Genomic DNA, 22578 nt, shown 5'->3' with positions numbered 1-22578 from the left:
ATGGCGTCAGAGCGGTGACGGTTCATGACGAGCCCAGGCGCCCCGGGGCCGTCGCCGGGCCGGCGAGCAGGAAGCTTCGCAGGGTCACGGGCTCGCGGCCGATCAGGTGGCGCAGCTCGTCCCGGTTCGCCGGCCGGGTGGAGCCGCGTCCGGCGATGTGAGCCGCAACGGCGGTGATGTGGCCCGCCATGTCGGGGTTGACCACGCCGGTGGTGTCGGTGGCGGCAAGCTCGACCAGCTCTTGGCGCCAGGTCTCGGGGTCGATCGGCTCGAATCTGACCGGCCGGTGGAGCGCCTCGCCGAGCAGGGCGGCGATGGTCGCGTGATCGGCCTCCTCGGCGCCCGGCGGGTAGCAGACGGGGCCGTCGAAGCGCTCGGGGTGCATGAGCGCCGCGACCGCCAGTTCACCCGCGTCTTCGGCGTTGATCCACGCCACCGGGGTGTCCCCGAAACAGTTGCGGATCACACCCCGCTCGCGGGCCGACCTGCCGTGCAGGACGCTGATGTTCTCATGGAAGGCCGCGGCGATCCTGAGCACCAGAATGTCGAGTCCGGCCCAGCCCAGCACCTCCTCCGCCAGCCACTGGGCGCGCCCGCGGTCGCTGGGGTGCCCGGGGTGCGCGGGGCCCATGGACATGACCACCGTCCGCACCGGGGCGCCGTGCTCGCGGACCGCCGCGGCGTAGTTGGCCGCCGCCGCCACGACCCCGGCGTCGATCGGATAGGTGAAGTAGGCCGTCTCGACATCGCGCAGCGCCCGCACGACGCTGCGCCGGTCGTGCAGGTCCCCGACGACGACCTCGACGCCCTGCGCGGCCAGTTCGTCCGTGCGCCCGCTGAGGCGCCGCACCAGTGCCCGCACGTTCCTGCCCTCCTCCAGAAGCCGGCGCACGACGTACGGGCCCGTCGCTCCGTGCCGCCCGGTGGCGCCCATGACCAGGACGGGGGCCTGCGGCGTGCCCGCAGCCGGGCCGTCCGGGGTGGTCTGGGATGTCCGCGCGCCCTCGCGTGGGCCATGGCTCATGTCTCGCTCCTCGACTCTGTTCGGTGTTGCCGCCGGCGTTCCGGGTTGCCGTCGGCCGCGGCCCACCGGTGCGAAGGCATTCAACGATCTACGGCTGACGTTCTACCTGGTCGGTGCTTCCCCCGGCGGCCGGGTGAGCACAAGGGTTACGGTGCGGTGAAGCCGGAATCCCAGGGATTCGTACAGCCGGAGGGCGTTCGTGTTGGACGCGACCACATGGAGAAACGGCGTCTCGCCGCGCTCCCGAATGCCGGCCGCGACAGCGAGCATCAGCCGGGTCCCCAGCCCGTGTCCGCGCCGGTCCGCGTCGGTGCAGACCCCGCTGATTTCCGTCCAACCCGGCAGGCGCAGTCGTTCACCGGCCATCGCCACCAGGCGTCCGCCGTGGCGGATCCCCAGGTAGGTACCCATCTCGATCGTGCGTGGCAGGAACGGTCCCGGCTTGGTGCGTTCGGCCAGAGCAAGCATCTCCGGAACGTCCGCCTGGGTGAGGCGGACGGCCTCCTGGTCCGGCGCGGCGGCGACGCCGTCGTCGATGAGCTGTAGCACGGTGATTCGCGTGACGACCTCCCAGCCATCCGGCGGCTCGACCGTGAGAGCGGTCAGCGTGACGTCCCCACCGGGACCGGCGAGTGCCGCGATGTCCGCCCAGTCGGCGTCGTCAGGCGATTCCGGCAGCGCCATGAACGGTGACATGTCCAACGGGTAGCGCACTGCGTTGCCCCGTCGCTGCGCGAAGTGGGCGTGCGGCCCGGTCAGCGCCGAGTAGACGGAATTGTCCAGCGGATGTGACTCTCCCATCGGAGAACCAACCGAGTCGGGTCTGTTTCCTACCATGGCTGACACCACTTCTCATACGGGTTCTTCAGACGGTCGGGTCGTCGCGGTGGCGCACGAAGGCGGCTGCGGGGATCGTCACGGCGAGCAGCGTGACGCGGCCGACGAGCGAGGGTACGGCTCGGCCTTCGGCAGTGTTTCGATGTGTCGACGAATCCACCGATCATGGCCGGACCCCGTCTGGCCACTCGACTACCAATTGATTTCGGCTATCAGGAAGGGCTCGCTCTCCGGAGCCTCTTTGCGGGCCTGCAGGACCCGCTCGGCGGGTGCACCGACCGGCACGCGCAGCGGAGGTTCGGGCTGCTCGATCGTGTCGGCCACCGTGGCGGCCACTTCCTCCGAAGTGACGGACTCGCCACGGAGGACGTCCAGCGCCTCGTACAGCGGGAGGTACGGGTCGTTCTCCTTCAGGAAAACCTTGGCGCGCTCGGCGCCACCCGAGGAGACCGCACCGGGCTGCACCACGCTCACCTTGACACCGAAGTGACCCGTCTCGATGGCGAGCGTCTCCGCGAGCGCCTCCAGCGCCCATTTGCTGGCGCCGTACGGGCCGATCATCGGCAGCACCAGCCGCCCCTGGATGCTGGAGACGAAAACGAGGCGGCCCGCTCCTCTTTCACGCATCGCCGGAAGCACGCCCTGCGCCACCCGCAGCGCGCCCAGGGTGTTGAGCTGAAAGAGCCGTTCGACCTCCGAGAGCGGGACGCTCTCCAATGGCGCGCGCACCGTCTCGCCGGCATTGCTGACCAGCACATCGATGTCGCCGGCGTCCTGAATGGCCTGGTCGACGCTTTCCTGATCGGTGACATCAAGGCGCAGGCGCTGGTCGACAGGCAGGTCGGCCAGCGTTTCCGGACGGCGTGCGGTGGCGATCACCCGGTGGCCCCGGCCTGACAGTTCGACGGCGATGGCTCGGCCGATGCCTTTGGAGGCTCCGGTGATGAGCACAGACGACATGATGGATCTCCTCATCGTGAGTTGGTGACTTTCGAGCCGACCCCGCGGCGAGCACTGGATTCTTTCCTGTCTCCCCGACAGGTCCGGGCGCCATCGCCGGCTGAACCGCGGGTCTACTCGCCCTCTCGACGGTGTCGCCGGCGGGCCGCAGTGATCTTGTGTTGCCGCCGATCATGGCTCAGGCGGCGCTGTCGGCGATGAGGTTTCCTCTCATGAGCCACGTCGGGCCTTCTGCGTAGGTGCCGGCTTCGGCGAAGAAGGCGCCGAAGTAGGGGCCGCCGGCGTGCGTGTTGAATGCGTCGAGGTCGGCATAGACCTCGTTCAGGTAGAAGAGATCCGGGTTCTTCTCGTCCGCGATGACCTCGAACCGGTGGGAGCCGGGCTCGTTCGCGAGGGAGTCACGCGCGGTCTTCTTGGCCACCCGAACGAAGTCGTCGCGGTGCTCCGGCCGGACGGTGAAGGAGACGAGGAATTGGTACATGGGCCGGCCTCTCAAGCTCGACATATTCAGTTCACTGACTGAACTAGTGCTGATGGAGACCGTAGCACGCCCTAGTTCACTCATTGAACCGGGGCGGGTAGAATCGCGACATGACACTCCCCAGTACCTACGCGGACCGCAACTGCTCGCTGGCACGAGCGTTGGAGATCGTCGGAGAGCGGTGGACGCTCCTCATCATCCGCGACGCGTTCTTCGGGGTGCGTCGATTCGGAGACTTCGCCACTCAGCTGAAGATCCCCCGCGCCGTCCTGACCAACCGGCTGAAGTTCCTCGTACAGGAAGGCGTGCTCACACGTGACGACGATGCGATCAAAGGCGTCGAATATCAGCTGACCGCCAAGGGCGTCGGGCTGTGGCCGATCGTGCGCGCCCTGATGAGCTGGGGGGACGCGTTCTACTCCCCCGCCGGAGTGCAGCGCACCGAGCGCCACGATCAGGACGGAGGCCTTCTCGACCGCGAGGGACGCTGCGAAGACTGCGGTTCGGTCGTCCCGGTCCCGGAGATCCGGATCGAACCCGGGCCCGGATTCGATCCGACAGGCTCCGATCGGGATCCCGTGTCCGACGCGATCAACACACCACGACGACTCCTCGAACCGATCATGGCATCGCGCGCACTCCCGACCGGCGAAAGCTGACTCAGCGCGGCGAGTCCCCTCCGAACGGTGAGCGATCCTTCGGCCGGACGCCGCCACCTCGCCCCAGACCGACCGCCGACCTCCGACCGACGGCTGTCGCCGAGGGCGCGGGGTGGCGGTAGCGGGCTGGGATCGGCGCCTAAATGGCCGGGTCCCCTGGCTTTCCCGCGGCCGGGTTGTGATCCACGATCACCGCCACCTTGCCCAGCGCTCCGCTGCCCGCCTTCAGCGACTGCAGCCCCGCGCTGATCGCCTCAGCGGTGCTGTCGAGGGTCTGGCTGACATGCGGTACCACGAGTCCCCGTGTCGCCCACTCCATCGCCAGGTCCATCCCGCGCTGGAGAAAGCCACGTGCCTCGCTGTCCAACGTGGCGGGTTCGGAGAAGTAACGCAGCAGATTGACGTTGACCTGCCTGGCTCCGCGCTCGGCCAGGATGGCATCCACTGGGCTGTGTGTTTCGGCCAGGCGTGTCGTCTTGCCAGGACCGACGCCGAGCACGATCCAACCGCCACCCCGCCGGACGGTCTTCGCGGTTTCGACAAAGCCCCGCTCGCTGTAAGTGGCGTCGAAGACGAGGTCAACACCCCGGCCATTCGTCAGCTCCGCAATCTCGGCGGCGATGTCGTCACGCCTGTAGTCGAAGACGAAATGGGCGCCGGACTGCCGAGCCAGTGTGAGCGACTGCGGCCTGCTGCCACTGCTGATGACCATTCGGGCCTCCAGGGCACGTGCCGCCATCTGCACAGCCAGATGTCCGACACCGCCCCCACCGCCCGGGATGTAGATGGAGTCACCGGCCTGGACAGCCCCGTAGAGACCCGCGAAAGCGGATAGAAAACACATGGGAAGCGCCGCCGCATCACGGAAGCTCAGGGATGGCGGCTTGCGGACGGTGAGGAATTGGCGTGCGACGGCGTAGGCGCCGCCGCTACCGCCGTTCGCGGCCCAGCCCCCGTCGCCGTTCAAGTCGGCCATGGCGACCACCGCGTCGCCGACGGCTACGCGACTGACGTCATGGCCGACGTCGACCACTATGCCGGCGAGATCAAAACCGAGAACGACGGGTGGCGTCCGTCCCATGAAATTGAGGTCGGCCAGCTTGTACTCCAGCGGGTTGAGCGACGAAGCGGCGACGCGGATCAGAACCTGATCGGCCGCCGGCCGCGGGACGGGAACACGCACCGCCTCGAGCGGCAGCCCGGCTCGGTCTCTCGTGTAACCGACGCCGAGGAACGTCTCCGGAGTCGTGTGGGCCTGCTCCATGTTCTGCCTCCATCTGGATGAGGTGCCCGGCCGCGACTACGTCCGGCGGGACCGGCGTCCACCGAGAGAACCAGCATCAACCCCCCGACCAGGTCTCATGATCGCGAACCCGGCACCATGACCGACACCTTGATCATCTATGCACGCTTGCCTGTCCGCGCCTTTGCACTTGGGCCCCCTGAGGGGGTCGGCGGGAGGGGGACGGTGGTGATGCCGACGCCGTACGCGCGCAGGCGGGCCGGCGCGCGTACCGGGTCGATCGCCGTTTCGGGGAGGCCACGCGGCCGACCGCATCATGCTGGGCGCGGTGAACGCCGCCGGATAAGCCCCGGCCCCACCCGGTCAGTTCACTCACCGAACTGACGCGTGCTACGGTGTCTACCAGGAGCAGTTCGGTCAGCGAACCGAACATGTCGGACTCTGGGAGGCCGATCCGTTCATCCGGCCGGAGCACCGCGACGACGCGGTTCTGGCGGCCGAGAACGCGGTCATGGCCGGAGCGGGAGAAGAGGCGAGGCTTCGTGTACAGGATCCAAGGACCCGGACTGCTGGATCTGGTCCTGGAGGCGCACGGTGGCATCGAGCGCTGGAACAAGGCCAAGACGATCCGCGCCCGGCTCGACATGAGCGGTCCGGCATGGACGGCGCTCGGCCAGGAGAAGATCTTCGCCGGCCTGGACGTCGCGGTCGAGGTGCATGAGCAGCGCACCGTGTTCACCGGCTTCACCGGCCCCGGGCTCCGCGGGGTGTACACGCCCGACCGTGTCGCCATCGAGGACCGGCACGGCACCGTCCTGCAGGAACGCCACGCGCCACGGGAGGCCTACCCGGCCCGGGACGGCGACGCCCGCTGGGATCCGCTGCACGCCCTGTACTTCGGCGGGTACGGCATGTGGAACTACCTCACCGCCCCGTACCTGCTGACGCTGCCCGGTGTCCGCACCGAGGAACTGGAGGCGTGGCAGACGGACGGCGAGCCCCGGCGGCGGCTCCGGGTGACCTTTCCCCCGCACCTCGCCACCCACAGCACCGAACAGACCTTCTACTACGACGAATCCGGGGTGCAGCGCAGGCTCGACTACGCGCCCTACGTGATGGGCGGCCGGCCCGCCGAACACCACACCGAAGCACACCGCGCCGTGTCCGGCCTGCTGTTCCCGACGCACCGCTACGTGCTACCCGTCCAGGACGGCCGGCCCGGGCCCACGCCGATCATCATCGTCGACTTCTCCGACATCACCGTTGATTTCGCCAACTGACCGCATCCGCCCCGAAGGAGTTCGAGGATGAACATCCGTCCCTACGCCGAGAAGAAGTTCGCCGAGATCAACGGGGTCCGGATGGCGTACCTCGACGAGGGACGGGGCGATCCGATCGTGTTCCAGCACGGCAATCCGACCTCGGCCTACCTGTGGCGCAACGTCATGCCACACCTCGAAGGACTGGGCCGGCTGATCGCCTGCGACCTCGTCGGGATGGGCGACTCCGGCAAACTGCCCCACTCCGGCCCGGATCGCTACTCCTACCAGGAGCAGCGAGACTACCTGTTCGCGCTCTGGGAACATCTCGGCATCGGCGACGACGCCGTGTTCGTCCTGCACGACTGGGGTTCCGCACTCGGCTTCGACTGGGCGTTCCACAACCGGCACCGGGTCGCCGGCATCGCCTACATGGAAGCCATCGTGGCCCCCATGACCTGGGAGAACGACTGGCGGGACAGCCCGCGGCGGACCTTCCAGGCTCTCCGCTCCCCCGCCGGCGAATCCATGGTGCTCACCGACAACCTGTTCGTCGAGGGGGTGATGCCGACGGGGATCCTCCGGGATCTGAGCGAGGAGGAGATGGCGGTCTACCGAACGCCCTATCTCACCCCGGGCGAGAGCCGCCGTCCCACGCTGAGCTGGCCGCGCCAGCTCCCGATCGACGGCGAACCCGCCGAAGTGGTTCGGATCGTCGAGGAGTACGGCCGATGGCTGGCCACGTCCACGATGCCCAAACTGTTCGTCAACGCCGAACCCGGTGCCATCCTGATCCGCAGCCAGCGCGAATTCTGCCGGACCTGGCCCAACCAGACCGAAGTGACGGTGCCGGGCGCGCACTTCGTCCAGGAGGACAGTCCGGATCTGATCGGCGCCGCGGTGGCGGACTTCGTGCGCGGCATCCGTGGCACCGGACCGGATGAGTGACCGGACCCACGGGCCGTCCCGCCCGTGGACGGCATCTCGGGGCGCCCGCGAGGCGGCCTCCGAGGAGACTCCGCCCGCCCTGCGACAGCGACACACAGCGCCACGAAAGGTGTTCAGATGACCGACGATGACAGGCTGTTCCTGATCACCGGTGCGACCGGTAAGACCGGGAGCGGCACGATCGACCTGCTGCTGCGGCGCGGTCACCGCGTCCGCGCCATGGTGCATCGCGAGGACGGGCGCTCCCGCTCACTGGCCGAAGCCGGCGCCGAGGTCGTCGTCTCGGACCTTCACGACCTGGACGGCGTGACCGCGGCTCTGCGGGGCGTCACCGGCGCCTACCTGTGCCATCCGATCTCCCCCGGCCTCATCGAGGCGACCGTCTACTTCGCCCAGGCGGCGACCGAGGCCGGCGTCCGGTCCGTGGTCAACATGTCGCAGATCTCCGCCCGCCGCGAGGCGGGCAGCAACGCCGCCCGGCAGCACTGGCTGTGCGAGCGCCTGCTCGACCGGACCGACCTGCTCACCGCGCACCTGCGGCCGACGTTCTTCGCCGAGTGGCTGAAGTCGTGGTGGGAACTGCGGAACGGCGAGGGGTATCTGCGGCTTCCGTTCGGCGAGGGCCGGCACGCGCCGATCGCCGCGGTCGACCAGGCCCACGTGATCGCCGCGCTGCTGCTCGACCCCGAGCCGCACAACCGTGCGGTCCACACCCTGCACGGCCCGGTCGAACTGAACCATCATGACATCGCCCGGGCCATGTCCGGAGCGCTCGGCATCCCGGTGCACTACGAGCCGATCAGTGTCGAGGAGTTCGCCTCGGCCATGGCGGAACGCGGTCTGCCCGCGCACCTCATCCAGCACCTGAGCAACGTCGCCGTCGACTACCAGAACGGCGTGTTCGCCGGCACGAACGACAACGTCGAGAAGATCGGTCATCGCGCCCCACTGTCCGTCGGACAGTTCGTCAACGAGAACAGGCCCGACTTCGACACCAGCGGCCCCAACTTCGTCCCCGCCTGACCCCTCCGGCGCCCCGCTACCGGGCGCTCCTGACCCCGCTCAACCCATCGGCGCCCTGTCCGTCCTCGTTCTTGCGCGGGATCAGCCCTCGGACATCGGCGAAGATCCGCTCGTGTGCGGCTGCCGCCTCAGGGCTGGTCAGGTCCATTCCCTGGATGAATCCGTGCTCAAGGCCGGGTTCGCAGCGATAGGTGACGCCCACTCCGGCGTCGGCCAGGCGGCGGGCGTAGGCGGCGCCCTCGTCGCGCAACGCGTCGTGTTCGGCGGTCACCACCAGGGCGGTCGGCAGGCTGGACAGGTCGGGCCGGTGCAACGGGCTCGCCGCGTGGCGCCCTGCCGGGTCAGGCACCCACTGGGCGGTGAACCAGCTCAGCATGTCGGCGTCCAGCCCGTAGCCCGTCCCCTTCTCGGTGATGCTGGGCTGGGACAGCGTGAGATCGGTATTTGGACATATCAGGATCTGCAGGGCAGGTAGCGGACCGCCCTCGTCCCGCAACCGCAGGCAGGCCATGGTGGCGAGGTATCCGCCCGCGCTGTCCCCCGCGACGGCCGCCGGCTTGGCCCAGCGGAGCACTTCAACGGCGTCGTCGATCGCAGCCGGGTACGGATTCTCCGGTGCCAGCCGGTACTCCACCGCCAGCACTTCAACGTCGCACTCCTTGGCGAGGCGGCGACAGGTTCTGTCGTGAGTCTCCAGATCGCAGAAGACCCAGCCGCCGCCGTGCAGGAACACCATCAGGGGGCGCGGCTCGGAGGAGGGCCGGTAGTGACGCAGCGGCAGTCCTGCCGGGCTGCTCAGGTCCTCGACGTGCACCAGATCGGGCCCCTTCGGGCGTAGGCCGTTCCGCTTCCGTGCGCTTTCACGGAGTTCGCCGGCGATATCTCGCAACATGCCGACAAATGATACGCGGCACCACGATCATCACTGAGCGCAGAGAACTCCATGATCATTTCCCTTCGCACGTCACCGGCCCGCGGCGAGAATCACGGTCATCCGCTCCGCACCGGTGATCGCGAACAGGGCTCGGCTGTCACCACGCTTCGAACCCCTGCGATGCGAACGCGCGGGCCTCAGGCGGGATAGGCGTACCTCGTGATCCACAGGCCGGGGATCACCTCGACGTCCTCGGCCCCGCCGAAACCGAACCGCTCGTAGAGCGTGCGGGCGGGCACGTTGGCCCTGCCCGTGGACACGACGATCCGGCGCTCCCCCGCCCGTGCCATGACCTCGCGCACCAGCGCGCCACCGATCCCCCGCCGGTGCGCGCCCGGATCCACGATGAGCCGGTCGATGTCCACCATCAGCGCCGTCTCCGACCACGCCACGGCCCCGACCAGCCGATCACCGTCGAAGGCGCCCAGCCACGTCAGCCGCTCCGCGCACAGCTCCTCAAGGGTCTCGTGCAGGGCGGGGATGCGGTCATCTTCGATGATCTTCGCCTCGACGGCATAGGCCGCGTGCTGCACGGCGAGCAGGTTCTGCCCGAAGATTCCACTGTCGGGGGCGATGTCGGCGATACGCATCCCGGAAGGATCCCAGCTCTCCTGCCCCCTCGCCAAGTCTCGTCGTTCCCCTCCGGCCCGGCCTCGAGGCGTTACAGGGTGATCACCGTCATTCCCGCGGTGACGGGCCGGTCCATCGAGGCCAGCTCCGGGGCGGCCTCGTCGAGCGGGACCGTACGGCCCACCAGGAGATCGGGCCGCAGGGTGCCGTCGGCCACCCGATCCACCATCGCGGGATAGGCGTGGGCGGCCATTCCGCGGCTGCCCACGATGAGCAGCTCCTGGGCGATCACGCGGTCCATCGGGATCGGAGGGTGCGCCTGGTCGCCGATCATCAGGCCGACCTGGACGTGCCGGCCGCGCTTGCGCAGGCTCCCTATGGAGTTCAGGCAGGTGACAGCGCTGCCGATGGCATCGATGGACAGGTGCGCCCCGCCGGAGGCGGCCTCGCGCACGGCGGGCGCGACCTCCTCGGACGTCGCGTCGACCGTCGCCTCGGCCCCGAACCGCTTCGCCGCCTCCAGCGCGGCGGGAGAGACGTCCACGGCCACGACCCGGGCCCCGTACGCGGCGGCGACCATGATCGCGGACAGGCCGACGCCGCCGCAGCCGTGGACGGCGACCCATTCGCCGGACGCGAGCCGGCCCTGGGCCGTCACGGCGCGGAAGGCCGTGGCGAAGCGGCAGCCGAGGCTCGCCGCGGCCACCATGCTCACCTCCTGCGGCAGGGGGACCAGATTGACCTCGGCGTGCGCCACCACGACCTGCTCGGCGAACGATCCCCAGTGGGTGAAACCGGGCTGGAACTCGTCGTCGCAGACCTGATGGTCGCCGACCAGGCACCGCTCGCAGGCCCCGCAGGCACACACGAACGGCACGGTGACCCGGTCTCCGGCCCGCCAGCCGCGCACGTCCGCGCCGACCCGCTCCACCGTGCCCGCGAACTCGTGACCGGGTACGTGGGGAAGCTCGCCGATCGCGGGGTCGTGCCCCATCCAGCCGTGCCAGTCGCTGCGGCACACTCCCGTGGCCTCCACCCGGATGACCGCCGCATGTGGCGGGCAGACCGGGTCGGGCACCTCGCGCAGGGTCGGCGGCCGTCGGAACTCGTCGTAGACGATGGCTTTCATTGGACCCCCTCAGCCCGGAGCTATGGCTTCTCCGTCCGTCACGGCGTCGTCATGCCGGCGAGCCTGTCCAGCCGGGTCAGGGCGTGCGCGGAGGGGCTGCCGGGCTCGGCCTGGAAGGCCAGCAGTTGCTGGCCCGGGGCGCTGGCGACGCTGAACGCCTCGCAGGTCAGATCCAGCTCACCGATCACGTGGTGGCGGAGAAGCCTGTTCTTCGAGGGTATGCCGACGTCATGGCGGGCCCATATCCGGCGGAAGTCCGCGCTCTGGGACGAGAGCTCGCCGACCAGTTCGATCAGGTCGGGATCGTTGAGGTCCGCTCCCGCGACGGACCGCAGATAGGCCACCTGGGCGCGGGCGATCTGTTCCCAGTCCCGGTAGTACTCGCGCGCGCGGGGGTCCAGGAAGATCAGCCGCAGCAGGTTGTCGGTGTACTCCAGCCCGTCGTGGAGAATCGCGACCGGCGGGTTCCTGGCCAGTACGTCCAGCCAGCGGTTGCACACCATCGCGGGGGTGTACGACCAGCCGTGCATCATCCGCAGCAGATCCGGGCTGACCTGCTCCATCCCGCCGGCCGCTCCGCGCCTCCGCGGCCGCGGCTGGGCGAGTTCGTACAGGTGCGCCTCGGCCTCGATGCCAAGGTCCAATGCCTGCGTCAGGGCGTCGAGCACCTGCCCGGACGGGTGGCGTTCGCGTCCCTGTTCCAGGCGGACGTAGTAGTCGGTGCTGACCCCCGCCAGCATCGCCACCTCTTCCCGGCGCAGCCCGGGCGTCCGGCGGAAACCGACGTCCAGCAGCCCCACCTGTGCCGGGGTGGTGAGCTCGCGTCGAGCGCGCAAGAACTCACCAAGAAGCTTGCCGCTGTCCATTTTGTCACAATATGCTGTGAATCGACCGGCAAGGTAGCTGTGTTACTCCTATGATCGCCCTCTCGCCGGTGGGTCATCGTGGACATCCTGCCACCCCGCCGACCAGGGCTTCCCCATGACGGGCACGCCACGGCCCTGGATCGCGACCGGCCGATCTACCCGCCGCCGAGCCGAACCGCCTTGAGATCGGCCGGGGTGGGCCGCCTTCCCCGGGTTCGACCGACCAGATGCCACCGTCGCTCACCGAGGTCGATTTATCGCTTTCTGTCACCGGCTGCGAGGGGGCACCGCGAGATGTCTCTCGTTGTTCATCCCGGCAGCGTGATGGCGGTGATCGTGCTGTTGGAAATATGGGCGTACGGATCGGGAGACCACGACTCTGGAGCATGCACGGTGAGACAGACCAGCCCTGACCTTGAGGTTGCCGGAAGTGAGTCCGGCACTTCCCTGCTCCGCGAGTTTCTGCGATCCCCGCTGCTGACCGCCACGGTCGCTCCGAGTTCGCAGTGGCTCGCCGCCCAGATGGTCGTGCCGATTCCCGAACGCGGAGAACCGACGGTCGTGGAGCTGGGGCCCGGGACCGGGGCGTTCACCCGGCTCATCCAGGAGCGCCTGGGCGGCCGGGGCCGCCATATCGCCATCGAGCTCAACCCGCGCCTCGCCGGACTCCTCGACCGTCGCTTCCCCGGGGTCGAGGTCGTACACGCCGGCGCGGCCGACCTGCCCGAGCTGATGGCGGAACGTGGCCTGTCCGCCGACGTCGTGGTCAGCGGATTGCCCTGGGTCGCGTTCCGTCCGGCGACGGGCGTGCCGTTGTTGCCGCTGGTGGCCGGCTCGCTGGCCCCGGACGGGGTGTTCACCCAGTTCGCCTACACCTGGACGCGGTGGGCGCCACCGGCGCGGCAGTATCGCCGCGACCTTCACACGACGTTCGAGGAGGTCGTGCTGAGCAGAACGGTATGGCGCAACCTGCCACCGGCCCTGGTGTATCTCGCCCGACGTCCTCGATAACACGATCGCGCCGCTGGTCTGCCTGAGGCGGCCGCAAGGGGAAGGTGGACGTCGACGCGCCCGCCGCTGCGGTCGTGCTGGATCGTGCAGCGCCCGCCGAGTTCCGCGGCCCGTTCGCGGATCGAGGTCAGTCCGACGCCCGGCTGCCAGTCGCCGCCGACGTCGACGCCGTCGTCGTGGACCCCCACGTGCAGCGCATCCGGATCCACGGCGAGAGTGACGACGGCGGTGGCCAGCACCGAGGGGCCGAGGGCGACCTGGTCCCGCAGGACCCGGTCCAGGAGCGCCACCATGGCGAGGTAGGAACCGACCACGCCGGCGGTGAGCAACAGGTAGAGCACCGACCTGGAGAACACGAGCCTGATGTCGAGCAGCTGGTGGCGCAACATCGCCACAGTGATCGACAGAGGCAGCAGCGCGATGGGAAATATCGTGAGCACGCTGTCCGGCAGCAGGGGGTCCAGCGTGAACAGCGTCAGGACGATCAACATTGCCGGCAGTAGCCACAGCAACTGGCGGCGGACCTGCTCGGACCCGCGGCGGAACCGCACGCCGAGGGCCACCACCGCGCCGAGGTAGCCGATCAGCATCCCGATGCCCGAGACCGTCTCCAGCCAGGTCAACCGGGAAAGATCCGGCCAGCTCAGACCGCCGCCGCAGCCCGGCACCGCACCGACGCTCAAGCCCCGCGCCCCACCCGTCCCGACGAAGCACCGCCCGAGGACCCCCCGGTCATGAGGGGGCGTTCGCGCCGAACGGCCCGGCACCAATAACACCTGACGCCCAGCAATATCGCGGCAATCGTCATTCAATGGCACCGTTCGGCAACCCATTGTCGGCCCAGCGGCACCCGCGTTCCAGCAGCCAGGCGGCGGCACGCAATATCACGTACTCAGCGAGTACATTCCCGAGGCTCCGCAGACAAGCGAAGAAGTTCCGGTGAGCCGGCTGCTGCAGAACGGATATCTGGAGGAGATCGAGCCGGTCTTCCTGCCCGCCCCCAAGACCGACCGCGACACGGACGCCCGCAGCACGAACAACCGTGGCACGAGTAATAACAGCACATACGTCAAGCCCCGCAAGCGCCAACTGCACCAGCACCGGGAATCGTGACGGGAAAACTCACCGTCAGAAGGCCGGTCGATGTCTCATAGACGCGGCTCACGTCCTCGCATACGAGGCCGCGCGTCTATGAGACATCCATCGCCGTACGGGATGGCGACCGCATGGACATCGGCGGAAAGCATGTGGTGGTGACGGGCGGGGGCAGCGGTATCGGGCAAGGCGGCGTTGAGCGCGCGGCCGACGTGGTCCAGGCATGGGTGGTCGCCGTCTGCGAAGGGCAGCACGTCGGGGCAGGTCCCGGTGGGCGGCACCAGCGTCAAGCCAGGTGACCCACCTGTGGAGTGCCGGCGCTGTGGCGGCCGGCCAGCGGACCCCCGATCTGCTCTCTGGTGAGCAGGTGTGCCGACTTCCAGTTTCCGCATTGCCGCACGTCGGAGCCCATTGTGCGCCTTGTAATCCGATCACGCTGGTAGGGGGCATGACGATCCCTGGTTGAGACAGAGGCCCGCTGGCATCTCAATCGGATATCCCACACCTGTTATGGCCGTCACCGCCGGTTGGAAAAGGGTTAGATCCTGATCGCCGGAACACAGATATCGTTATGCTCCCGCAACCGACCTGGATTAGGTTTCCCCTTGGTATCGAACGGGGAGGCATACGAGCTTGAAAACGTCCATCGGCATGAACGAGACCAGCCCTGGCAGGGTGGAAGGGGGCGGATTATTGCCTGAATCCAAACGGCGCAGCGCTCGGCCTGGTCCGTCGCGACGGACTGGCCTGTTCGTTCTCCTCGTCTTCGTAATAGGCGCGGGCTTTCTCTATCTCAACCGGCACGACGAGCCAGAGGCGCTACCGGAATGGAAGCCGGGCCCGTTCGACCCGCCGGTGCAGTATGCATTCATTCCAGAAAAATCGGATTGCCGCGATCACCTTGCGGATGCGACGGAGGATGCCGAAGCGAAGCTGGTCACCTGTAGCGAATGGACGCTGCACACGAACTATAAAAATGGTCAAGGAAGGCAGGAACTAGACCTCACTTACGGAATGAGCTGCGCCGGAGTCAAAGCCGACGAAGACGACTGTTCGAGTGATATACAACTATTTGACGCGGCAAGCCAAGTTCAGATAGATGACTCTTACCGCCAAGGCGTGCCACTTCGCATCACTCCCGACGGTCATTTCATCTCATACTTCAGTAAATCATGGATGCGGTACGTCGGATGGGATCTGCGAGCCGGTCAACGCAAATCCATCTCTCCGCGCCTGGATGCAGAGACGCTCAACGATTTACGGAGTGTGAACATCTCGCCCGATGGCCGGTTCTTCACGGTCGCGTTCTCCGGCACTCAGCCACGGCTGCTGATAACCGATTTCGCCACAGGCCAGACCTCTACGGTCCCTGGCTTCTGCCGTGTGCTCGGCCTGAGCCAAGCCGCTGCCGTGATCGCAGCCAAACGAGCCTGTACAGACATAGGGGAAGACGGATCGAAGGACGACACCGTAACCATCCTGAACCGCTCAGGCCTGGTCACTGGCGAGTGGAAGGGCAGGGACTCCGTGAACGATCTTTCTCCGGATGGCCGTCTGCTGGTCGAGGTGCTTGCCAGCGTCGGGGAGGACGGAAAGGAGCACCTTGTCGTCCGGGAAGCCAAAACTGGCAAGGTCGTACGTACGCTCACCCTTCGACTTCTATCGGAGTCAAGCGACGCCGTCGGATACGGCTGGCTCAATAACGATGAATATATCCTTCAGGCTGAGACTCCAGAGCCCGGAGGCTCGTTTGGATATTACAGAGTCAATATTCGAACGGGTAAGTCTCTACGCATTCGCGATCTCGCATTGAGCTTGGGTGAAAAAGCTTCCCTGGGAAACGTGCGCATCAAGAATTAGACAGTGCGGCTGTTTGTCCGCACGCTTTCTCCGGCTCAATTTTCCCGTCTGCGTTCATCGCCTCCCGCGGTTCACCATCTCTTCGGCGGTGCCGAGGAAGCCCAGCAGCGGGGACGTGCGCGACAGGAGGGCCGGCTGGGCGCGGGACCTTTCCAATCGCGCGTCGATCGAAAACGGTCACCGGCTGGGAATCGCGGGGCCTCTAGAGTGATCGGATGTCCCTCCAGCATCTGACCCACAACCGGCTCAACGGGGTGACCGGCGGTATCTGGCGTGACGGCGACGGCGTCCACAAGGTCCTCACCCATCGCCGTGACGACGCCCCTGACCACTGGGCCTCCTCGGCCGACCCGGCGCACTGGAACTACTGGCGCCGGGAGGCACTCGTCTACGGCACCGACCTCCCCCGGCAGCTCGGCCTCGGCGCGCCGGCGGTCCTCGACGTCCGGGAAACCGGCGACGAGGAGATCGAACTGCTGCTGGAGGACGTGAAGGGCCGCCACTCGTCGCAGCTGTCCGTACAGGACCTCGTCGAGACCGCCCGGGCGCTCGGTCGCAGCCAGGGACGTAGAGACCTTCCCGCATATCCGTGGCTCAGCCGGGGCTTCCTCCGGGACTACAGCACTTCCCGGCCCGCGAACGGGCGCCTCCTCGGTGAGAATCGGGCGTGGTCCCAGAGACTGATCAGGGACCACTTCCCGCAGGAGCTCCGCGAAGGGCTTCACCGCCTGCACCTCAACCGGGAGCGTCTGTTGTCGCTCATGCAGATGTTGCCGCGCACCATCTGTCACCTGGACGTCTGGCCCAACAACCTCATCAGGCGCCCGACCGGCGAAGTGGTGCTGCTCGACTGGGCCTTCGTCGGTGACGGCGCTCTGGGCGAAGACGTCGGCAACCTCATCCCCGACTCCGTCTTCGACCTGCTCATCCCCCACCAACTGCTCGGCGACCTCGACGACCAGGTCACCCGGGCCTACCTCGAAGGCTTGGACGATGCCGGCTGGACCGGCGACGAACGCCTGGTGAGGCTTGGGATCTGCGCCTCCGCGGTGAAATATGACTGGCTCACCGCCAGAAGCCTCGAAACGGCTTCGGCCGACCAGCACACCGACTACGGCGGCGACACCACCGTCGACGCGGACGCCCGCTACGCCGCCCGAGCCGCCGGGCTCTCACTCTGCGCCCAATGGGCCCGCGAGGCGGAACGCCTCGCACACGAGCTCGGGATCTGGTGACCCGATCGGCACACCCGGGGCAGAGGGGTATCGCGACCCAAGAAGGACGGTGGCCGGGCGGCCACCGTCCAACTTTCCGCCTCGCTGCGGGCTAGGCGTGATCTACAGGAGAGCGGGTTAGTTCCTCAGCTCCCAGGTGCCGGAGGCGGCGTCTTCGCTGGTCGTGCAGTAAGCGACGGACCTGGTGCTACCGGCGACCTTCCAGGGACCGTACCTGGTCGCGTACTGCGTGGAGCCGGCCCTGTAGCAGCGGACCTTTGCCCGGAAGTCGCCGCTGCCCTTACCGCAGTAGACGGAGAAGGTGTTGAGGTCGTACCTGCTCGTACAGTTGGAGGGAGCCGCCTGCGCGGCTGTCGCCGGCAGGAGCACCGCCCCGGCGAGCAGCCCGCCGATCGCGACCATCCGAAACGCCTGTCCAAGCTTTGCTGTCATTCGATTCCTCACGCTGGTGGCACCCACCTATCCGGTGCCGCATTGAACCCCGGTGCTCCTCGATGAGCACAACTGGCCGGAGAGTCGCCACTCCGCCTCGGGCACTTCCGTCAAACTGCGCCGCAGCCTACGCAGGCGCACTTATACGGCGGCTTGCGAACGGCTATCCGCGTTCTCGCCCCCCGCCGTCGGTCGAGGACTAAGATCCTTTTTGGACTATCGGGGGGTAGACAGTTGCGATTTGGTGTTCTCGGACCGGTCGAGGTGGTCGCGGACAACGGACCCGTGTCGATCGCTCAGCCCAGGCATCGCGCGTTCCTGGCATACCTGCTCCTCAATGCCAACCGGGTGGTGACGCCCGACCAGGTGATGGAGGCGATGTGGGGCGGAGCCGAGCCCACCTCCGCGAGATCCCAGATACACGTGGCGGTGTCCGTGCTGCGCAGGGCGTTGCGAGAGCAGGGACTGAGCGGTGTCATCGTCACCACACCCGGCGGATACCGGCTGACTCTGGCCGGCGATGAACTGGACGCCGACATCTTCGACCGCCACGTCGAGGCGGCGCGCGTTTCCGCGAGAGGTGGCGACCACGAGGAGGCGGCCCATCGGCTGCGCGCGGCGCTCAGGCTGTGGCGTGGTCAGGCGCTGGCGGACATCACCGCCGCATACGCGCAGCCGGCGCGGCAGCAGTTGCATGAGCGGCGCCTGGCCGCGCAGGAGCTTCTGTTCGACGCCGAGCTCACGCTCGGACATCACGACACGTTGATCCCGGAACTGGGCAGGCTCGTCGAGGAGCATCCGTTGCGGGAGCGCCTGACCTGCCAGCTGATGCTCGCTCAGCATCGCGCGGGCCTGCACACCGACGCCCTGCGGACGGCCAGGCGAATGCGCGACCTTCTTGCCGAAGAGCTGGGTCTCGACCCCGGTGCGCGGTTCTCGGAGCTGGAGAAGGCCATCCTCAACGCCGACCCGGCGCTGAACCTTGATCTCGCGGCCGTCACGGCCCCGGCGTCGTCCGCCAAGGGCGCACCCGCCCAGTTGCCCTTTGACGTGCAGGGGTTCAGCGGCCGTGAACGAGAGCTCGGGGAGCTCACCAAAATCGCCGACGCGAGCGGCAGGCCACCCGCGGTGCTGGTCATAGGCACCGCCGGGGTCGGCAAGACCGCCTTGGCGGTGCACTGGGCCCACCGTAACCGTGACCGGTTTCCCGACGGTCAGCTCTATGTGAACCTGCGCGGATTCGATGCGGATCGGGCGCCGATGGAACCCTCCGACGCGTTACGGCGCTTCCTGCGATCGTTGGGCGTCGACTCCGCGGCCGTACCCGAAGACGTGGATGAGGCCGCCGCCCTGTTCCGATCGCACCTTTCGCGACGCCGTGTTCTGATCGTGCTCGACAACGCTCGCAGCGCCGACCAGTTACGGCCGCTGCTGCCCGGCTCGGCGAGCTGCGCGGTGCTGGTGACCAGCCGGAACCAGCTGCGTGGGCTCGTGATCCATGAAGGCGCAGGCCTGCTCCAGCTCGACCCGCTCACCGAGGCAGAGGCGAACGATCTGCTCTACGCCGCTCTTGCGGACAGAGCGGACGGCGGCGGTGACAGCGGTGACAGCGGTGACAGTGGTGACAGTGGTGACAGTGGTGACAGTGGTGACACAGCTGTCGGACAGCTCGCCCGGCAGTGTGCCTACCTTCCCCTGGCGTTACGGCTGGCCGCAGCTCAGCTGGCGTATCACCGGCATCTGACCGTCGCCGATTACGCCCGGCAGCTGACGGTCGGCGACGCGCTGTCCGTCCTTGACGAAAGCAGCGACCTGAACGGCGTGGTCGGTTCCACGTTCGGCCTCTCCTACCGGGCATTGACGCCTGCCGCGCAACGGCTGTTCCGGCTGCTGAGCCTGCCACCCGGCCAGGACTTCACACCCGTCGTGGCGGCCGCCCTGCTCGGCGTCACCCTGGTCGAGGCCCGGCGTCCGCTTGAAGAGCTGTGCACAGTCCATCTGATCAGCGAACATCGCCCCGGCCGGTACGTCATGCACGACCTGCTGCGCAGCTATGCCACCACCACCTTTGTGAACAACGAACCAGAGCCCGGCCGGAACGCGGCGGCACGACGCCTGGTCGATTTCTACGCCGAGACCGTCTTCGAGGCGTACTCGCTGTTGCAACCCCGCCGGGTGGAGGGCGCACGCGACGTCATGTACCCCCCGCTCGAATCTCTGCGTTTTACCGACAGGGCGTCGGCGCTGGCGTGGCATGACCAGGAGCGGGAGAACCTCGCCGGCGTGATCGACATCGCCGCCAAGCACGCCTGGCACCGCTGCGCGTGGCAACTGACCAACGACCTGTTCGCCTATTTCATCATTCGAAGACGTTGGCCGGACTGGTTGGCCGCTCTGCGGATCGGCGCGTTCTCCGCCGAGCGGTCCGGTGACCTGGAGGCCATGGCGTATATGGAGAACGCCCTGGGAGTGGTCCACAAGCAGATCGGCAAGTACGACGCCGCCCGTGCGCACTACGGCAGGGCGATCGAACTGGCGGCAGCGGCAGGCAGAAGCCGTATGGTGGCCTCGTTCAATGTGAACATCGGCGGCCTCTATATCAACGAAGGCGAACTCGAAGCCGGCGTGCGCCACCTGCAGACCGCCCTGGCCATTCCCGAATATGGCCAGAATCCCCAATATGCGGCCACGGCCTACGTCAATCTCGGCTGCGCGCTCATCGAAATGGAAAAATACACGGATGCGGCCGAGGTGCTTCATCGGGCGCTGGAGTTCGCAGGCATCGTCAATGATGTGCAACAGGCCTGTTACTCCCATCACAACCTGGCCGAGATCGCGCTACGCCAAGGAGACCGAGGCACGTCCCGTCAACATGCCGAAAGCCAGCTGCGGCTTTCACAGGAGATCGGTGACCCCCTGCGGACGGCCGGTGCGCTGGACAGCCTGGCCTCCGCGCTCGCCCAGGATGACCTGGCTGCCGCCCGAACTCACTGGAGGGCGGCCCACAAGATTTATCAGGATCTCGACCACCGCCTCGCCACCGTGCTCGAAGAGTGGCTTCGAACCCTCGATGTCATGAGCGACCCCGCCGAGCTCGCCGGCGCAGACGAAGCCCGCCGTCGCCTCTGTCGCCGGCTCATCTGACCGGCGACGCCCTACCCGTCTGCGCCCGGGAAGCCGACGGACCCGATCGGAGACCCCTCGTCGAGCCCGATGGCTCTGCCCGGGAGGAGATCGGCCACCTGCGGACACGGCGTGCGCGTGGAGAAGGCCGTCGATATGGCCGGGCCGCGGTGAGAAGCGCATGCGGCCCTCGTCGGCGCTCAAGGTCTGCCGTCCGAGTACGGCGTCGCCTACCGAGGGGGCTCGGAATCGAGGTGCGGGCTGGATCCGTCGGTGACAGCGGGCAGCTGAAGTATGAAGCAGGCGCCCCGAGTCGGTGAAGGTCCGACCCGCAGGGTGCCGTGGTTGGCCTCGGCGAGGTCGCGAGCGATCGCCAGGCCGAGACCTGTGCCCCCGTGGCTGCGGCTGCGACAGGTGGCCAGACGGGTGAACGGTTGGAAGATCCGGTCACGTTCTGCCCGGGCTACGCCTTCGCCGTCGTCACAGACGGTCAGCTCGGCGATATCCCGCCGGCGACGCACCCGGATCCGCACCGAGCCCTTGGCGTACCGCTGGGCATTGTCCAGCAGATTTCCGAGCACCCTGCCGAGCTGGGTCCGGACACCGCGGGCCATCACCTCGGGGTCGAGCCTCAGCTCCACCTCGTGCCGGTCTTTCCGGCGGGAGAGCTCACCTCGGACCAGCTCCGCCAGATCTATCACCTCCGGTTCGGCCAGTGCGCCGGCGTCCGGACGGGCCAGCAGGAGAAGATCACCGACGATCGTCTGGAGCCGGCCGACATTGCTCAGCGTACGATCCAGAAGGCTTGCCAGGTCGGTGTCCTCTGGGTGCAGCCGGGCCTCCTCCAGCTCCAGGCGGAGCGCGGCGAGGGGAGTGCACAGTTCGTGAGAGGCGTCGCAGGCGAACTGACGCTCCCGGCGAAAGGTGCGCTCCAGCCGCTCTGTCATGGCCTCGAGCCGACGGTTCAGCGCGTCCTGATCGTGATCGCAGCCACAGGGAGGATGCGCCCTGGGCCGGGCGGATTCGGTGATGCACGAGGATGAGGGCTGGTTCCGAGCTGTCATGATCTTCTCCTTTCCCTTCGGTGTGGTCACCGCGCCATACGGCGAGGCCGCCACGCCGCCGGCTACTTCCCGATCGTGGACCGGCTCAGCCAGTCGCCGAAACGGGTCTCGGTGAGGATCGCGTCATCGCCGGGCACGAGGGTGCGCTCGCTCAGTTCGGCGCCGAAGTAGCGCGCGTGCGGGTCGGCGATCACTTCGCGCGGGTCGTCACGCGCGCTCAGACCTTGCCGGACGAGTTCGTCGAGACGGAACCGTTCGGGCCCCGCCACCTCAACGGTGCCGTTCACCGGCGAGCCCACGGAGACCCGGCCCACCGCTCCGGCGACGTCCTCGGCCGCCATGGGCTGGATGAGCACGGGTGCCAGGCGAACCGTGTCGCCGTCGGCGGCGGCCTCGGCGATGCTCCCGACGAACTCGAAGAACTGCGTCGCATGGACGATCGAGTAGGGGATGGAGGATTCCTTGATCAGCTTTTCCTGAGCGATCTTCGCGCGGAAGAAGCCGCTTTCTGACAGGCGCTCGGTTCCCACGACCGACAACGCGACGTGATGTCCCACGCCCGCGACCGCTTCCGCGGCGAGGAGGTTGCGGGTCGACGTCTCGAAGAACTCCAGCACCGCCGCATCCTCGAAGGAGGGCGAGTTCGACACGTCGACGACCACCGAGGCACCCTCGAGAGCTTCGGCCAGCCCCTCCCCCGTGATCGTGTTGACGCCCGATCTGGGTGACGCCGCCACCGCCTCGTGGCCGTGCTCACCGAGCTTGGCCACGAGTTTCGCTCCGATGAGCCCACTGCCGCCTATAACTACAATTTTCATGATTAAT

At 67.7% G+C, this 22578-nt stretch carries 22 protein-coding genes; 9 read left to right on the top strand and 13 right to left on the bottom strand.

Features of this window, described 5'->3' with window-relative positions; all coding sequences use genetic code 11:
• Positions 1 to 22: 22 nt before the first annotated feature.
• The 4 genes from DKM19_RS19475 to DKM19_RS19460 form a co-directional block, all read right to left on the bottom strand.
• Positions 23 to 1024, bottom strand: coding sequence for an NmrA family NAD(P)-binding protein (locus DKM19_RS19475; protein WP_110697140.1), 1002 nt, complete (start codon positions 1022 to 1024; stop codon positions 23 to 25).
• Positions 1025 to 1126: 102 nt separating this feature from the next.
• Positions 1127 to 1825, bottom strand: coding sequence for a GNAT family N-acetyltransferase (locus DKM19_RS19470; RefSeq protein WP_110697138.1), 699 nt, complete (start codon positions 1823 to 1825; stop codon positions 1127 to 1129).
• A 228-nt stretch (positions 1826 to 2053) separates the two neighbouring features.
• Entirely contained in the window at positions 2054 to 2812 is a 759-nt protein-coding gene (locus DKM19_RS19465; RefSeq protein WP_204358870.1) for an SDR family oxidoreductase, read from the bottom strand.
• A 187-nt stretch (positions 2813 to 2999) separates the two neighbouring features.
• Entirely contained in the window at positions 3000 to 3302 is a 303-nt protein-coding gene (locus DKM19_RS19460; RefSeq protein ID WP_110697134.1) for a putative quinol monooxygenase, read from the bottom strand.
• A 110-nt stretch (positions 3303 to 3412) separates the two neighbouring features.
• Here DKM19_RS19460 and DKM19_RS19455 point away from each other — a divergent pair, with 110 nt between their 5' ends.
• Positions 3413 to 3961 carry a helix-turn-helix domain-containing protein gene (locus DKM19_RS19455; protein ID WP_110697132.1) on the top strand — a complete coding sequence of 183 codons (549 nt, stop codon included), beginning with the start codon at positions 3413 to 3415 and terminating at the stop codon, positions 3959 to 3961.
• Between the two features lie 139 nt (positions 3962 to 4100).
• On the opposite strand, the gene DKM19_RS19450 is transcribed toward DKM19_RS19455, so the two are convergent.
• Positions 4101 to 5225 (bottom strand): zinc-binding dehydrogenase, encoded by a 1125-nt coding sequence (locus DKM19_RS19450; protein WP_110697130.1) that lies wholly within the window; start codon positions 5223 to 5225, stop codon positions 4101 to 4103.
• Between the two features lie 521 nt (positions 5226 to 5746).
• On the opposite strand from DKM19_RS19450, the gene DKM19_RS19445 reads away from it, so the two are divergent.
• From DKM19_RS19445 to DKM19_RS19435, 3 genes are all read left to right on the top strand, one after another.
• Positions 5747 to 6484, top strand: a complete 738-nt coding sequence (locus tag DKM19_RS19445) for a hypothetical protein (RefSeq protein ID WP_110697128.1) — start codon at positions 5747 to 5749, stop codon at positions 6482 to 6484.
• A gap of 27 nt (positions 6485 to 6511) precedes the next feature.
• A complete protein-coding gene (locus DKM19_RS19440) occupies positions 6512 to 7411 on the top strand; it encodes a haloalkane dehalogenase (RefSeq protein ID WP_110697126.1) in 900 nt (299 codons plus the stop codon).
• Positions 7412 to 7528: 117 nt separating this feature from the next.
• Positions 7529 to 8434 carry an NmrA family NAD(P)-binding protein gene (locus DKM19_RS19435; RefSeq protein WP_110697124.1) on the top strand — a complete coding sequence of 302 codons (906 nt, stop codon included), beginning with the start codon at positions 7529 to 7531 and terminating at the stop codon, positions 8432 to 8434.
• Positions 8435 to 8450: 16 nt separating this feature from the next.
• On the opposite strand, the gene DKM19_RS19430 is transcribed toward DKM19_RS19435, so the two are convergent.
• The 4 genes from DKM19_RS19430 to DKM19_RS19415 all read right to left on the bottom strand — a co-directional run bounded on the left by DKM19_RS19430 (position 8451) and on the right by DKM19_RS19415 (position 11903).
• Positions 8451 to 9248 (bottom strand): alpha/beta hydrolase, encoded by a 798-nt coding sequence (locus DKM19_RS19430; protein WP_204358869.1) that lies wholly within the window; start codon positions 9246 to 9248, stop codon positions 8451 to 8453.
• A 257-nt stretch (positions 9249 to 9505) separates the two neighbouring features.
• Positions 9506 to 9958, bottom strand: coding sequence for a GNAT family N-acetyltransferase (locus tag DKM19_RS19425; RefSeq protein ID WP_110697120.1), 453 nt, complete (start codon positions 9956 to 9958; stop codon positions 9506 to 9508).
• 71 nt (positions 9959 to 10029) lie between these two features.
• Positions 10030 to 11067, bottom strand: a complete 1038-nt coding sequence (locus DKM19_RS19420; protein WP_110697118.1) for a zinc-dependent alcohol dehydrogenase family protein — start codon at positions 11065 to 11067, stop codon at positions 10030 to 10032.
• Between the two features lie 38 nt (positions 11068 to 11105).
• Positions 11106 to 11903, bottom strand: coding sequence for a helix-turn-helix domain-containing protein (locus DKM19_RS19415; RefSeq protein ID WP_239514332.1), 798 nt, complete (start codon positions 11901 to 11903; stop codon positions 11106 to 11108).
• Positions 11904 to 12227: 324 nt separating this feature from the next.
• On the opposite strand from DKM19_RS19415, the gene DKM19_RS19410 reads away from it, so the two are divergent.
• Positions 12228 to 12944: a class I SAM-dependent methyltransferase gene (locus DKM19_RS19410; RefSeq protein WP_239514331.1), complete on the top strand. Its 717-nt coding sequence runs from the start codon at positions 12228 to 12230 to the stop codon at positions 12942 to 12944.
• Here DKM19_RS19410 and DKM19_RS19405 read toward each other — a convergent pair.
• Positions 12854 to 13627 carry a hypothetical protein gene (locus DKM19_RS19405; protein WP_162641617.1) on the bottom strand — a complete coding sequence of 258 codons (774 nt, stop codon included), beginning with the start codon at positions 13625 to 13627 and terminating at the stop codon, positions 12854 to 12856. The genes DKM19_RS19410 and DKM19_RS19405 overlap by 91 nt on opposite strands.
• A gap of 106 nt (positions 13628 to 13733) precedes the next feature.
• On the opposite strand from DKM19_RS19405, the gene DKM19_RS52980 reads away from it, so the two are divergent.
• The 3 genes from DKM19_RS52980 (at position 13734) to DKM19_RS19395 (ending at position 17134) form a co-directional block, all read left to right on the top strand.
• A complete protein-coding gene (locus tag DKM19_RS52980) occupies positions 13734 to 14057 on the top strand; it encodes a glycohydrolase toxin TNT-related protein (RefSeq protein ID WP_110697112.1) in 324 nt (107 codons plus the stop codon).
• 633 nt (positions 14058 to 14690) lie between these two features.
• Positions 14691 to 15899 carry a hypothetical protein gene (locus DKM19_RS49550; protein WP_162641616.1) on the top strand — a complete coding sequence of 403 codons (1209 nt, stop codon included), beginning with the start codon at positions 14691 to 14693 and terminating at the stop codon, positions 15897 to 15899.
• Between the two features lie 215 nt (positions 15900 to 16114).
• Complete coding sequence (locus DKM19_RS19395) at positions 16115 to 17134, top strand: phosphotransferase (RefSeq protein WP_110697110.1); 1020 nt, start codon at positions 16115 to 16117, stop codon at positions 17132 to 17134.
• A 117-nt stretch (positions 17135 to 17251) separates the two neighbouring features.
• Here DKM19_RS19395 and DKM19_RS19390 read toward each other — a convergent pair whose 3' ends face one another.
• Positions 17252 to 17566 carry a hypothetical protein gene (locus DKM19_RS19390; RefSeq protein ID WP_162641614.1) on the bottom strand — a complete coding sequence of 105 codons (315 nt, stop codon included), beginning with the start codon at positions 17564 to 17566 and terminating at the stop codon, positions 17252 to 17254.
• A gap of 285 nt (positions 17567 to 17851) precedes the next feature.
• Between DKM19_RS19390 and DKM19_RS19385 the strand changes: the two genes are divergently transcribed.
• Positions 17852 to 20710 carry a BTAD domain-containing putative transcriptional regulator gene (locus tag DKM19_RS19385; RefSeq protein WP_162641608.1) on the top strand — a complete coding sequence of 953 codons (2859 nt, stop codon included), beginning with the start codon at positions 17852 to 17854 and terminating at the stop codon, positions 20708 to 20710.
• Between the two features lie 209 nt (positions 20711 to 20919).
• On the opposite strand, the gene DKM19_RS19380 is transcribed toward DKM19_RS19385, so the two are convergent.
• Together DKM19_RS19380 and DKM19_RS19375 are read right to left on the bottom strand one after the other, a co-directional pair.
• Entirely contained in the window at positions 20920 to 21753 is an 834-nt protein-coding gene (locus DKM19_RS19380; protein WP_162641606.1) for a cell wall metabolism sensor histidine kinase WalK, read from the bottom strand.
• A gap of 62 nt (positions 21754 to 21815) precedes the next feature.
• Positions 21816 to 22571, bottom strand: coding sequence for an SDR family oxidoreductase (locus DKM19_RS19375; protein WP_110697102.1), 756 nt, complete (start codon positions 22569 to 22571; stop codon positions 21816 to 21818).
• Positions 22572 to 22578: the final 7 nt, after the last annotated feature.

The sequence above is a fragment of the Streptosporangium sp. 'caverna' genome, assembly GCF_003203775.1.
GTDB classification, from domain to species: Bacteria; Actinomycetota; Actinomycetes; order Streptosporangiales; family Streptosporangiaceae; genus Streptosporangium; species Streptosporangium subroseum.
Note: the sequence above shows the minus strand (reverse complement) of the source record. Positions and strands in the feature narration are given on the sequence as shown.

Bases quoted from the DNA above. Each gene is read 5' to 3' on its own strand.
- DKM19_RS19460 (WP_110697134.1), bottom strand. From the start codon at position 3,302: ATGTACCAATTCCTCGTCTCCTTCACCGTCCGGCCGGAGCACCGCGAC.
- DKM19_RS19420 (WP_110697118.1), bottom strand. From the start codon at position 11,067: ATGAAAGCCATCGTCTACGACGAGTTCCGACGGCCGCCGACCCTGCGC.
- DKM19_RS19440 (WP_110697126.1), top strand. From the start codon at position 6,512: ATGAACATCCGTCCCTACGCCGAGAAGAAGTTCGCCGAGATCAACGGG.
- DKM19_RS19455 (WP_110697132.1), top strand. From the start codon at position 3,413: ATGACACTCCCCAGTACCTACGCGGACCGCAACTGCTCGCTGGCACGA.
- DKM19_RS19410 (WP_239514331.1), top strand. From the start codon at position 12,228: ATGTCTCTCGTTGTTCATCCCGGCAGCGTGATGGCGGTGATCGTGCTG.
- DKM19_RS19375 (WP_110697102.1), bottom strand. From the start codon at position 22,571: ATGAAAATTGTAGTTATAGGCGGCAGTGGGCTCATCGGAGCGAAACTC.
- DKM19_RS19470 (WP_110697138.1), bottom strand. From the start codon at position 1,825: ATGGGAGAGTCACATCCGCTGGACAATTCCGTCTACTCGGCGCTGACC.
- DKM19_RS19425 (WP_110697120.1), bottom strand. From the start codon at position 9,958: ATGCGTATCGCCGACATCGCCCCCGACAGTGGAATCTTCGGGCAGAAC.
- DKM19_RS19435 (WP_110697124.1), top strand. From the start codon at position 7,529: ATGACCGACGATGACAGGCTGTTCCTGATCACCGGTGCGACCGGTAAG.
- DKM19_RS19395 (WP_110697110.1), top strand. From the start codon at position 16,115: ATGTCCCTCCAGCATCTGACCCACAACCGGCTCAACGGGGTGACCGGC.
- DKM19_RS19390 (WP_162641614.1), bottom strand. From the start codon at position 17,566: ATGACAGCAAAGCTTGGACAGGCGTTTCGGATGGTCGCGATCGGCGGG.
- DKM19_RS19380 (WP_162641606.1), bottom strand. From the start codon at position 21,753: ATGACAGCTCGGAACCAGCCCTCATCCTCGTGCATCACCGAATCCGCC.
- DKM19_RS49550 (WP_162641616.1), top strand. From the start codon at position 14,691: ATGAACGAGACCAGCCCTGGCAGGGTGGAAGGGGGCGGATTATTGCCT.
- DKM19_RS19450 (WP_110697130.1), bottom strand. From the start codon at position 5,225: ATGGAGCAGGCCCACACGACTCCGGAGACGTTCCTCGGCGTCGGTTAC.
- DKM19_RS19475 (WP_110697140.1), bottom strand. From the start codon at position 1,024: ATGAGCCATGGCCCACGCGAGGGCGCGCGGACATCCCAGACCACCCCG.